Source organism: Paenibacillus silvestris, assembly GCF_009882985.1.
Classification (GTDB): domain Bacteria; phylum Bacillota; class Bacilli; order Paenibacillales; family NBRC-103111; genus Paenibacillus_E; species Paenibacillus_E silvestris.
In genome coordinates this window covers 271,893-285,394 of the sequence record NZ_WTUZ01000010.1, presented here as the reverse complement: position 1 = coordinate 285,394, position 13,502 = coordinate 271,893, and the positions used below count along the sequence as shown (strand labels likewise).

General features: G+C 46.3%; 7 protein-coding genes. 6 read left to right on the top strand and 1 reads right to left on the bottom strand.

Features of this window, described 5'->3' with window-relative positions; translation table 11 throughout:
• Window positions 1-14 precede the first annotated feature (14 nt).
• Window positions 15-668, bottom strand: a complete 654-nt coding sequence (locus GQF01_RS04665; protein ID WP_161405696.1) for a FusB/FusC family EF-G-binding protein — start codon at window positions 666-668, stop codon at window positions 15-17.
• A 759-nt stretch (window positions 669-1,427) separates the two neighbouring features.
• Here GQF01_RS04665 and GQF01_RS04660 point away from each other — a divergent pair.
• From GQF01_RS04660 to GQF01_RS04635, 6 genes are all read left to right on the top strand, one after another.
• Window positions 1,428-6,053: a chondroitinase-B domain-containing protein gene (locus tag GQF01_RS04660; protein ID WP_161405695.1), complete on the top strand. Its 4,626-nt coding sequence runs from the start codon at window positions 1,428-1,430 to the stop codon at window positions 6,051-6,053.
• Between the two features lie 112 nt (window positions 6,054-6,165).
• On the top strand, window positions 6,166-7,293 hold the full coding sequence (locus GQF01_RS04655; RefSeq protein ID WP_161405694.1) for an alginate lyase family protein: 1,128 nt from the start codon (window positions 6,166-6,168) through the stop codon (window positions 7,291-7,293).
• A gap of 85 nt (window positions 7,294-7,378) precedes the next feature.
• On the top strand, window positions 7,379-9,703 hold the full coding sequence (locus GQF01_RS04650; RefSeq protein WP_161405693.1) for a helix-turn-helix domain-containing protein: 2,325 nt from the start codon (window positions 7,379-7,381) through the stop codon (window positions 9,701-9,703).
• 205 nt (window positions 9,704-9,908) lie between these two features.
• Window positions 9,909-11,549, top strand: coding sequence for an extracellular solute-binding protein (locus GQF01_RS04645; RefSeq protein ID WP_161405692.1), 1,641 nt, complete (start codon window positions 9,909-9,911; stop codon window positions 11,547-11,549).
• Between the two features lie 114 nt (window positions 11,550-11,663).
• Window positions 11,664-12,596: an ABC transporter permease gene (locus GQF01_RS04640; RefSeq protein ID WP_235959162.1), complete on the top strand. Its 933-nt coding sequence runs from the start codon at window positions 11,664-11,666 to the stop codon at window positions 12,594-12,596.
• A gap of 18 nt (window positions 12,597-12,614) precedes the next feature.
• A complete protein-coding gene (locus tag GQF01_RS04635) occupies window positions 12,615-13,493 on the top strand; it encodes a carbohydrate ABC transporter permease (RefSeq protein ID WP_202556081.1) in 879 nt (292 codons plus the stop codon).
• Window positions 13,494-13,502: the final 9 nt, after the last annotated feature.

The following is a 13,502-nucleotide window of genomic DNA, read 5'->3' as shown; positions in this document are numbered from 1 at the left end:
TCCCGGTCTTTCTTTTAACCGATAACAGTTTCAATAAACTTTATTAACGCAGAAACATCCGTCAAGTTCTTATTGCATTCATGACCATTCATACATAAATAGTTACCAACTGCTTTATAATAATCAGGCGTCGTGTGAGCGGGCCTTTTTTTGGAGATTGCCGTAAATAAAGCAAGTTCTTCATACCTATTGCATAAAAAGCAAAAGCTCTTCTTGTTCGTAGGGGTGTATTTGCCCTCTATCCCAACGAATTGCCCGTTTAGCTGATAAACAATGAATAGCTTATTCGTGGATATATCAACCCAGCTAAGATAGGTGATATACCGAAAGTCTATGGCTAATAAATCAGGCAGCTTTAGTTTTTTATTTTTGGGAAATAGTTTCAGAATCTGCTTTGCACTAATTTGCGGGAATTCCACTAAATAAGGCTCTAATGCCTTTAGATGTTTTTGAAAATCGTCTGCTGTCCGCAGTTTGAAAATGGTTTCCAGCATTTGTTTCTGGTTGTCTGAAGCGTCTGGAAATAATTCAGAGATTTTCGATTCAGCACTATATCTAACGGATTCCAACACTTTCGGATCTGCGTTCGTTCGTATCGCGTGCTCCAGAATCCCTGCTTGTTTCTTAATATCATTGAATTGATGATTGCTTATAAATGGTTCACACATGTGGAACAGCCCCTCATTTTATTATTAGTAAAATTAATAAGGTGCAAAGCCAAATCGTGGAACCGATAGATGCTCAATTAGGCGATATTCGTATTGCTCATTTCTCGCCCATGCAAAGTATCGCCTCCAAAACAGGCTTTGCATGAGACTGTGCCAATCTGGCAATCGTATATTGCCATCGAAACCAACTCCTTATACCTGCGATAATGATTATTATAAGAAAAATAGCCCCGTTTTTCAAAGGAAAGTCTAGTATAATCAAAAATTACCCGATATGAGACGAAGGAGCTGCCACTGGGCAGCTCCTTTTTATTAACTGCCGAGGGCATTTGTGTTGGGGAGGGAACTAGGGGTCGCTATTTCCACGAAAAGCTGAATTTTCGAGGTGTGAGAGGAACTGTGTTCCGCTATTTCGTCATATTCACCTTATAAACACGCCGTGGAGGGCGAATAGAACCCTGTAGTTCCGCTCCAGAGAGAAGAATACTCCCTTTTCTTCGAATAGAGGACTCTAGTTCCTTTGAGAATAGGTTTAAATGGAATTGCAGTCAACCATTCGAGATTTGCTGTGGTTTTCAAAATTAACGGTTGATTCCCAATATTGATCAGTGGAATTCCAGATTTTGATGATGAGTTTGAGTTTTGATGATTTATTGTTTGTAAGGGTTTACATATGATGTGTGTATTGGCCTTCACGCTAGTTAGCATTGATGCCTAAGAGTTTCATGAGTTCCATGATGAAGAAGGGGGGATGTAAGTTTGAACAAGGTATTCAAAGTATCTTTGCAGCGGAAGATCAGCCTGATGCTCGCAGCAGCTTTAATGTTCTCGGGTCTACCTGCGAGTCTTTCCACGGCCGAAGCGATGGGTGAGGCGGCCGGAACACCTGGTGGCGTAGACGGCAAATTGCTGAAATTGTGGCTGAAAGCAGATCCATCGAGTATGACCCTCACTGGAAATGGGGAAGTAACGAAATGGAAGGACAGCAGTCCGCAAGGCAACGATTTCATCAATGACGGGACGGTCGGTGACAAGAGTCCCCGAACGAAGCCGAAGTATGTGGCATCCAATCCATCACTGAATTTCCAACCATCTGTACAATTCATCCGTTCAGGCAACGGAAGTCTCTTGTTGGACAAAGATGGCTTGTTTGCTCAGAATGAACAGGTATCCCAGGCGAGTGCTTATGTCGTTGCAGGCGGGATTACATTACCTACTCAGACATCCCAGATTTTCTATGAAAATTTACAAGGAACAGGGAAATTCGGGGCTTATATTCCTTTCTTTTCAAGCACCTCACAAATCCTATGGGATTCAGGTTCTGTTACATCTGGTAATCCACGTCTCACGACGGGTTATCAAGTTCCGCCGCTTTCATACAACAGTTGGGGCTTCCACTATGAATCACAGCCATCCGTTTCAAATAGCGTTTATCAAGCTATTACCTTAGATGGACAAACGATTGCCAAATCATCGCAGACACGCCTCGCCATGGTTGGCAATGGAAGCAGCCCAATGTCTCTCGGTTCAGCAGTCACCGGAGGATCTGGGTATGATGGACAAATCGGCGAGATGATCGTTTTTGGTGAGTCGCTTAGTGATATACAGCAAGATCAAGTGCAAACCTACTTAGCTCTCAAATTTGGAACACTGCTGAAAGGAAAGGACTACGTGTCCGCAGGTTCGTCGCATCAGATTGTATGGCCAACTGCGGCTAATGCGGCATTTGGCCATAACATAGCAGGGATCGCCCGAGACCAGCAAGGCGCATTAACTGAGGAGACAAGCCGAAGCAGTGAAGGCCCGGCAGCTTCTCAGGTCATCATAAGTGCTAAAGCAAGCTTAGCAGATAAGCAGTACCTTCTCTGGGGTGATAACGGAAGTACCTCGCCATCGGTGCCCTACGGGGTTGGGTTCAAGAAGTCGGCGCGGACGTGGAAAGTCCAGAACACCGGTAGTGTCGGGACTGTACAAGTTGCTTTCCCAGAAGCGATGCTACCGCTAGGAGGATTGCTGTTATCGAGTACAAGCGGTGACTTCAGCGATGCGGTTTCGCTGCCTTTGACTCCTGTGCAACTGCACGGAGGCGTCTATTATGCGGCGGATGTGGCGCTGGCAGACGGATCTTATTTCACTTTTGCAGAGAAAATGCCGGAAATCCAGTTAACGAGCCTAGATGTGTGGGCAGGCAGCCAGAAGCTAGGGATGAATCCACCATTTTCATCTTCCAAGATGAGCGGGTATGAGGTGATTGTCCCACAGGATGTCAATCCTGTCCGGTTAGAGATGCAAGCTGGCAACGGCATTGCGACAACAGTGTCTCTGACGAATAACGATGGAATGAATCAACCCGTAAGTGATTTTGGAAATGTGGCGCTAGCACCTGGGTTGAATAAGATCAATATTCGTTTATCACAAGGCGATGCCACGAATACCTATGCGATTCAAGCCTACAAGCTATCTGCCAAAGGCACGAATGGTCAAATACCGATGAACGCAAGCACGGTCACTGCCAGTTCCTATCAGCCGAACACAACGAATATTCCAGCGAATGTAGTGGACGGTATTTGGAATAATGATGTTCGGTGGTCAGCTTCAGGACAAGGTGAGTGGCTGCAGTTCGATTTGGGCCAACCAGAGAAGATCACGTATCTGAATATTGCTTTCTTGAATGCACTCGACCGTCAAACTCACTTTGAGATCATCGGCTCGAATCAAGCAGATTTCCAGAATCCGACTGTGCTTCTCCCCAAGCGGACAAGCCGCGTTCTTAAAGTCAGCGATGAGAGTATTCAGCCTTATGTGCTAAGTAATCCGGCATCTGTGCGGTATTTGCGGTTGGTCGGCTATGGCAATACTGCTTCGGGAAGTTCGGGCAATTGGAATAGCATTACGGAAGTTGAACTCTACACAGGCACAGCGCCAGATGTAGATGAGCCCACTACGCCAAGCGGGCCGCCTCAGGCAGGTGATAAACCAGTGGAGCCGCTTCCTCCCGTTCAGGTGATTAAAGTCAATTCCTCGGATGACCTGCAGGCTGCACTGGATCAAATCACGAAAGGTACAACGATCGAGTTGCAAAATGGCACCTATCAACAAGCGGGTCCGTTCGTGATCAAAGATAAAAAAGGCACGGCAGCACTTCCGATCCGTATTGTTGCAGCAGAGCAAGGTAAGGCAGTTATTGCCGGCGACAGCTACATGCATATCGAAAACTCTGAATACGTCGAAGTTGAGGGGCTTTCCTTTCATTCGGGCGGCGGCTCGGAACATGGTGAGGATACGCTGCGGAGCAGAGCAGTACCAGAAGACAGAATCGCCAGTTTGACTGGCCTGCATCCTGGTGTGCAGTTGTACGATTCCAGCAATATCACGATTTTGCGAAATACATTTGCTTTGGATGAAACAGGTCAGAAATTCCGGTTTACGAAAGTCGAGAGCAACGTCAGCAAACAAATCTGGTGTGTCATCGGTGTCGAGAATAGCTGCCGTTATGGCGCCAATTATGACCCGAACGGAGCCGTCTACACGGGAGAAACTTCGCAAACGCCGAACTCTACGCTGCTCACGGACAGTGGGTCTGACCGACACTTTATTCGAGTTGAAGGTACGAGCAGTCACAACCGTATCGCGTATAATGATATCGGACCGAAAACCGGATTTGGTGCAGTAATCACCTATGATGGCAAGGACGCGGTATCGCAATACGATGTGATTGAATACAATCACTTTCATAATATTGGCCCGCGAGTTACGAATGGATTGGAAGCGATCCGTCTCGGGCTCTCTGGATTATCTTTGGCCCCCGGACATGTCACGGTTCAATACAATTTGTTCGATGGATTAAACGGTGAAGACGAAATCGTCTCTGTGAAGAGCAGTGACAATACAATCCGCTATAATACGGTCCTCAATTCTTACGGAGGGATGGTCGCCCGCCATGGACATCGCAACAGCTTCTATGGCAATTTCATCATCGCAGATGGCAAGAAACCGGGTACAAGCGGTTTCCGGATTTATGGCAATGATCACAAAATCTATAATAATTACATGGAAGGGCTTACCGATGATGCTGTTCAGCTGGATGGTGGAACGGAAGACGCAGGACCGGATGGAGGCACGAATCCTGTTATACGATGGGGCACTGGGGCGAGCGATTTCGCGGAGCTAAGGAGCCTGACACCTGAGAGACAGCAGGAGCTGCTGCGGGGACATTGGAGACAATACAATGTGCAGGTTTATAATAATACATTCGTAAATTTAAGCAACAAAGCATCTGCCGTAAAAATAGCTCAACGCACGTTCCAACCAACAGGAACACAGATTTATAACAATTTAATCTTCAGCAACGCAGGGACTATTTTCAATGAGACGAAAGATATCACAGATGCCGGTCGGCCAACTTACGTCGGCAATATGACGGATGGGATCGCTGCGGTGGCAGCGAATGCAACTGTTGTAAGTGCCACTTACAAAGGCGATTTGAAGCTAGTCCGTGGAAGTGACGGATTAATCCGTATATCGCCGCTAAGCCCTGCAGTTGATGCGGCTAAAGGATCGTACATAGCTTCCGACGATATGGACGGTCAAAAACGGATACATACCGCTGATGTCGGAGCGGATGAGTACGAACCGGCTAGCGAAGTGGCGTTTCGGCCGCTTACTGCCGCTGATGTCGGTCCTGCTGCAGGGCGAAACCTGCCGCCGGAAGAGGGGACGCCGGACTTAAGCAGCCCCGACGATCCTACGACACCTGCGTCAACACCTGCACCCTTGCCGAATCCAGTGCCTGAACCGACCAACCCGCAGCCTTTGAATCCTGCAACTCCTTCAACAACAGTACCGCCGCAGGAATCCTTTGCGGACGTGTCGAAACATTGGGCATCGGATGCAATCTCCCGAGCTGCTGCCAAAGGCATTGTGAACGGCTACTCGGATGGGAGCTTCAAGCCCGATGAGCCGATGACAAGATTGCAATTTGCTGCAATGCTGGTTCGTGCGCTAGGCTTGAAAGCTAAACCATCGAAACGGACATTCACCGATCAGGCGGAAATTCCGGCATGGGCAGAGGGAGAACTAGGCGCAGCGCTGGAAGCTGGAATTCTCCAGGGGTATGAAGATGAGTCATTGCGCCCAAATGTCGCCATGAACCGGACAGAAATGGTTGTTATGCTAATAAGGGCTTATTCGCCAAAAGGAGACATGTCACTCCCCGTCACATTTAGCGATAGTTCGCAGATTCCAGACTGGGCATTAACGTCCGTTTCGCAAGCGGTTTCCTTAGGACTATTAAACGGTAGAGAGAATCAAACCTTCGCGCCGTTTGTTACAGCGACAAGGGCGGAAGCCGTTACAATCGTCATGCGTATGTTGGATCGAAAGTAGTTTCTGTTTATAAATGGTACATGGTATGCAGCAGATTTGGCCTCCCGGAATTCCGGGGCTGATCTGCTGCATTTGGTGCTTTATACATTTGAATAAAGAGGGGCTTGGGAACATGAAAGGTATTTGCCAACTAAATAAAGAGAACTGGGGCAATGATTTGGATTTGAAGTCTATTATCCAAGAGGCTGAAGCTGCACGTACTTCTCCAAGTGTACATCTCACAGAAGCGAGAGCTCTGCAAAGCCCTGGGAATGAGCACGATTATTATTCAAACGGCGATTACTGGTGGCCGAATCCTAACACTTCAGATGGCCTGCCGTATATTCGCCGGGATGGTGAAAGCAATCCGGATAATTTCCATGAACATCGGATCCTGTTAAGAAGGATGCGGACTTTGGTCGCTTTATTGACTTCCGCTTACCGCATTACGGGAGAGCAACCGTATGCAGCGAAAGCCGTACAGCTGTTAGACGCATTTTTTGTCAACGAGAATACACGAATGAATCCGCATCTGCTGTATGCTCAAGCCATTCCTGGTGTAAGCAACGGACGAGGGATCGGGGTCATCGATACGCTGCATCTAATTGATGTGGCGGCGGCTGTTCATGTGCTGAAAAGTGAATACACCTCTTTGCCGGATCAAGAGGTTCTACATAAGGTTACGCTATGGTTCGCTGACTATTTGCAATGGATGAACGAGCATCCGCAGGGGGTGGAGGAAAGAAACGAACCCAATAACCACGGGATTTGCTGGTTCGTGCAGGCTGCGGCGTTCGCGAAGTTGACTGGTCATCAAACGTTGCTGGATTGGTGCAGAGAACAATACAAGAGCCGCTTGCTCGTGGAACAAATGGCAGTAGATGGCAGTTTTCCAAGGGAATTGTCTCGTACAAAACCATATGCCTATTCGCTGTTCACCTTGGATAATTTGGTGACGCTTACGCATATCCTCTCCACGCAGGAAGATAACCTATGGGAGTTTCAGCTTTCAGATGGCCGTGGCGTTCGGAAAGGAATCCATTATCTTTTGCCCTATTTGGAAAATAAACAGTTGTGGCCCTATGGAGCAGATGTAGAATACGATGATGATTGGCCAGTCGCGATGTCGTTCTTATTGTTCGCTGGGCATGCTTATGGTTCTGAAAGGCTGCTTACATTATGGAGAACGCTCGATCAGAACCCGCAGCAGGCAGAGGTCAGACGAAATATGGCGATTCGGCAACCGCTGCTTTGGCTATGAGTTGATAGAACGACAAGACGGGTCCACCTATTTTCGATATAATAAATGAAAGCAGTTACATCAAGGCGATAAGGGGTTAGTGCTAATGAAGTTTAATCGGATCCGGTTCAATAAACGCAGTGTCATCGTTACTTGGCTTACTTCTTATATTTCGGTTCTTCTCGTTCCGATTATCATTAGCGGAATTTTATATGCGGCTTCCTGGCATGTGGTCGAATCGGAGGTGAATCGCGCCAACACGAACGCACTGAAGCAGATGGAATTGGCAATCGACAACAGCCTAGGCGGTATTGAGCGATTGAGTTTGGAAATTTCGCTTAATAAACAAGTGAACGCTTTTATTAATACTTCGCAGCCGCTTACGGATAACGATTACTACGATTTAGTCACGATCTCCAATGATTTGCGGGTCTACCAGACGGCTAATGAGTTCATTGAACAAATCTATCTGTATTACAAAAATAGCGACACTGTCATATCCACGCGCAATCGGACAGATAGCCGACAGTTGTTTCAAATGCTGGACGGCCAGACGCTCAAAGGCTATGAGGCGTGGAAGACATATTTAGATCAACGTTACATTCAGGCCTATACACCGGTTACGATAACGGAAGATGATAATGCGTATAAAGCTGTTCTGTTTGCCAAGTCCGTTACGCTTGCGAATCGGGATCAGCCTGGGGCTGTGCTCCTGTTTGTCATGAAGGATTCCAAGCTGCTCGCCAATCTTCCGCCATCCGAAGCGACGTCTGTCGCCGTGCTCGATAAAGAGAATCGGCTAGTTGCTTCCAGTGGACTAGAGCAAACTCCTGACTTTCTCACCTATGATAAGTTCACGGGTGAGAACGGACTTTTTTACGGTGATGTGGCTAAAGAAAAAGTCGCAGTATCGTATACGACCTCGGCTAGGACAGGATGGAAGTACATGTCAATGATTCCTGCCGAGCGCTTCGACGATAAGATGAAGTATATGAAAAGCTTGGTGTATGCAAGCATTATTCTTAGCCTTCTTCTGGGCGGGTTGGTTACGTTCTTGTTCCTGCGTAAAAATTACAATCCAATTCATCTGCTCATTCGAAGTTTCTCGATGAAAGCAGGGATATCGTTTGCAGAGGGGACCAACGAGTACGGCTTTCTGCAAGATGCGCTCAACAATACCTTTGCGGAAAAAGAGCAGGTTGACCGCCGGCTGCACCAGCACCGTGACGCGATTCGTTCCCATTTCTTGCAAGGGGTGCTGAAAGGGAACCTGGAGCAAGACATTCCCGTGCATGAATCGCTTTCTGCTCACGATATTCGGCTGGATTCCCCGCATTTTGCCGTACTTTTGTTTCATATTGATCATTTTGGCAAATTTCAGGAAGATGTAGCGATAGATCCGCAGAAAGTAAAATTGATGCAGTTTATTCTAATGAACGTTGTCGAAGAAGTGATTGGCCTTCAGAACAGAGGCTTCACGACGGAGATTGACGATGTGCAAGCATGTATCTTTAATTTTGGCGTTCAAGAACCGGATATGGATGAGCTGCAGCGAGTTGCTGAGTCAGTGAAATTATTCCTGCTTGATCATTTTCATGTGCATTTGACGGTATCGATCAGCGCTATCCATGAAGATTTGTTTAGTATTGCTGAGGCGTATCAAGAAGCGTTGTCAGCAATGGCTTACAGACTTGTCAAAGGGAGTGGAGCTATCATTCGTTACGACGAATTACCGAGCTCCGAGGCTGTCCGGCAGGCCGGAAATTACTATTATCCACTGCATGTAGAGCAGCAATTGATTAATTTCGTCAAGATAGGCGATTATGAAAAGTCGAGTTCGATCATTGAGCATATTATTGAAACAAATGGCTCCAATTCCGTTTTGTCGGTGCCGCTCGGCAAATGTCTGATGTTCGATCTTGCCAGCACGATGCTGAAAACAATGAATGAGATCGGTTCGCAAGGGAATAAAAAGTCCTTCATGGAACAATTCAACCCTGTGGAACGTTTATCAGAATGTGAAACCATGAAAGAAATGAAAAGAGAAATTCTCTCGATCCTCGAACAGGTCTGCCAGTCCATCCAAGCTGACCGCAAGCAGGAGTACAGTCCACTCGGCGAGCTTGTTAGTGCTTATGTTAAGGCTAATTACGCCGAGGAAAACTTGAACATTTCAATGATCGGAGAGAAGTTCGGCATTACGCCTTCCTATTTATCCAAGCAATTTAAAGCTCAAACTGGTGATGCGCTGCTTGATTTCATAAGCCGGACACGTTTGGAAGAGGCCAAAAAGCTGCTAACCGAACAGCCCCTGTCCATTATGGAGATTGCTCGGAAGGTCGGGTATAACGATATCAATACGTTCAATCGGACGTTTAAGAAATTCGAGGGTATTACACCTGGTAAATACAAAGAACTGAAGCCATTGTGATCTGATTTGTGGGAGTCGTACAAGCTTGCTTGCGCGGCTTTTCATTTTTTGAATAGCTATTTTGGATTCTGATGATTGTATTTTACGGATTTTAGAGGGGGATTTGCAGTTTTGACGATATTCAAAAGGGCGCTTTGCCATCCATACTTAAGCCATGGTGCAGCGAGATGAGAATTTGCACTAGATCATACGAGGGGGATTACCTATGAGGAAACATTCCAAGAGAAAATCAATTAGTCTGGCGCTAAGTGTTGTAGTAGCATCCAGCATGTTCGTCGCTTGTTCCAAAGTGAATACAGGAGCGCCAAGTGAAACAGGAGCGGCAAAAACGACAGCAACACCATCCAGCGCAGCAGGACAATACCCGATTACAACACAAGAAACGTTAACATCCTGGGAGCAGATCGACACGAATCTGGCGTCATTCGTCCCTAATTTGGCTGAAGCGCCTTTCGGTAAGCGATTAGAGAGCGAAACAGGCGTTAAGGTGAAGTATACGCATCCAGCAGACGGTCAATCGAAGGATCAATTCAACCTGCTTATCGCTTCAAACAATTTGCCGGATGTCATTGAATACAATTGGGGCGGCGGCGGAGCTGCAGCCTATCCAGGCGGACCTGAGAAAGCGATCACAGATAAGGTCATCCTTCCTCTGAACGATTTAATCGATAAAAATGCGCCAAATTTAAAGAAATTGCTTCAGCAGGATAAAGAGCTGGACAAAATGATCAAGACGGATAATGGCACCTATTATGCATTTCCTATGATTCGTCCAGACAACGGCTTAGTATTCAGGGGACCGATGATCCGCAAAGACTGGTTGGATGAGTTAAACCTTCAAGTGCCTACGACGATCGACGAGTGGTATACGGTTCTTAAAGCTTTCAAGGAGAAAAAAGGGGCAACAGCACCGTTTTCAGCTCTGTACAGCAATGAATTGAATATCCAAGATGCATTCATTGGTGCTTTCAAAACAGCAAATCGCTTCTATATCGACGATCAGGGCAAAGTGAAATATGGGCCAACAGATCCTCAATTCAAAGATGCACTGGCATTGCTGCACAAATGGTATGCAGAAGGCTTGCTGGATAAAGATTTTGCGCTGAACACGGACTCCAAATCGCTGGACACCAAATTGATGAGTGATGCCTCGGGTGCAACTGTTGGCTTATTGAGCGGAGGTATGGGCAGATGGATGGATACCGGCAAAAAGAAAAATCCGAAGTTCCAACTCGTTGCGGCTCCTTATCCTACTTTGAACAAAGGCGAGTGCGCTTTCATAGGTCAACGTGACTTTAAATACAATCCTGTAGCAAGTAAAGCAGTATCAGGTGATTCTAAACATGCGGAGCTGGCTGTCAAATGGATGGATTACGCGTATAGCCCAAAAGGCAGCATGCTCTTTAACTTCGGTATTGAAGGCGAAAGCTACGCCTTGGATAATGGTGTACCTAAATTTTCTGAGAAAATCACGAAAGATCCTAAATATAACCTGCAGCAAATGGTTTCCCAGTACACGAAGCCGAATGGTCCATTCCTAGGTGATAGCCGGAAAAGTTTCAATACGTTCAAAGAGCAGGATGAAGCAATCAAAATTTGGGAACAAACAGACGCAGTCAAGCACGTTATGCCGCTCTTCTTGACGCCGACAGCCGAGGAAAGCAAAGAATTGGCCAAATTAAATACAGCTATTACGAGTTACAAAGAAGAGATGTTTGTTAAATTTGTGATGGGTAAAGAGCCAATCGACAAATTCGATGACTATGTGAAACGGATTAAAGAGATGGGAATCGACAAGGTCACCCAAATCTATCAAGGTGCTCTAGATCGATACAATAAGCGATAATTAATCTGCGGCGACTCTAGCAGAGGAAGGATGTTCGTTCCGACCCTCTGCTAGAACAGCGCCATGGATGGAGAGGGTGATGCTATGAACACAATGATTTCCAAGACCAAGCCGATGACAACCCTTGGAGAAAAAAGGAAATTAAATTTCGGGATTTTTCTGGATATTCGCAAAAACAAACTGCTATATGTCATGCTGCTGCCTGTTCTGCTTTATTATGTTGTGTTTCACTATGCGCCAATGTATGGGGCTATCATAGCATTCAAGGATTTCTCCCCGAGACTTGGCATTTGGGGGAGTGATTGGGTCGGATTTGAACATTTCCGTGAATTCTTTACTGGACCTTACTTTTGGAGAACCATCAAGAATACCGTTTTGATTAGTTTCTATCAACTGTTATTTGGATTCCCGGCGCCGATTGTTTTAGCGCTTTTGCTCAACGAATTGAAGCATGCTTTGTTCAAAAGAACGGTACAAACGATTACGTACATGCCGCACTTTATCTCTTTAATTGTCATTTGTGGGATTCTTAAAGACTTCACATCCAGTGAAGGTGTGATCAACGATGTTGTCGCTTTCTTCGGTGGAGAACGGCTGACGTTCTTGCTTGAACCGAGCTTGTTCCGTACCGTCTATGTCTCCTCAGGCATCTGGCAAAATATCGGTTGGGGGACGATCATCTTCCTGGCAGCTTTAACCGGGATTGACCAAGAGCAGTACGAAGCTGCGAAAATCGACGGCGCTGGCCGATGGAAGCAAATGACGCATGTCACACTGCCAGGACTTATGCCCACCATCATTATTCTGTTGATACTCGATATCGGACGGATGATGAATGTCGGCTTTGAAAAAATCATTCTGCTGTATAATCCGGGTACTTACGAAACAGCTGACGTTATTTCCTCATACGTTTATCGCGTTGGTCTGCAAGATTTCAATTATAGTTTCAGTTCAGCGGTGGGCTTGTTCAACTCGGTCATCAATTTTGTCCTGCTCATTTCATCCAACTGGTTAAGCCGCAAATTTAACGATACGAGCTTGTGGTAAAAAGGAGAGAGAGATATCATGCTGAACAAAGTGAGCGTCTCTGAGAGATGTTTTGATTATATCAATACGGTGCTGCTGCTCCTGTTGATGGTGCTTACCGTATATCCGCTGCTTTATGTAGCGTTCGCTTCAGTCAGTGATGCCGGAAGCCTGATGGGGCACAAAGGGATCTTATGGCGTCCCATCGGCTTCTCGCTTGATGCTTATACGAATGTCTTCCGCAATCCGATGATTATAAAAGGCTACGGGAATACGTTATTTGTCGTGTTGATGGGCTTAGCACTTAATATTACTCTGACCGCATTCGGAGCTTATGCTCTCTCGCGCAAGAGCTTACAGTATCGTAAACCACTTATGTTGTTCATCATTTTTACGATGTTTTTTAGTGGAGGGTTGATTCCCCTTTACTTGACGGTCAAGGGAGTGGGGCTAGTTGATTCCTTGTGGGCGCTTATCATTCCGCAGGCAATCAATACATTTAACCTGATTCTGATGAAAACCGCATTCGAAGCCATTCCAGATGCGCTTGAGGAGTCGGCCAAAATGGACGGAGCGAATGATTTCGTTATTTTATTCCGAATTGTACTGCCACTTTCCATGCCGGTAATTGCCGTGATGCTGCTGTACTACGGTGTGAGCCATTGGAACTCCTGGTTCAATGCGATGATTTTTCTGCAAGAGCGTTCGCTCTATCCGCTGCAATTAGTGCTCAGGGAAATCCTGCTGCAAGGGGAAGCCAACGCGAATACGGGCGCTTCGGATGGGGATGCGGCAATGCTTGCCGCTACTTTGAAGTATGCGACGATTATCGTTGCTACCGTGCCGATTTTGTTCGTTTATCCATTTTTGCAGAAATATTTTGTCAAAGGTGCTCTAATTGGTGCCATCAAAGGATAAAGATGGGGG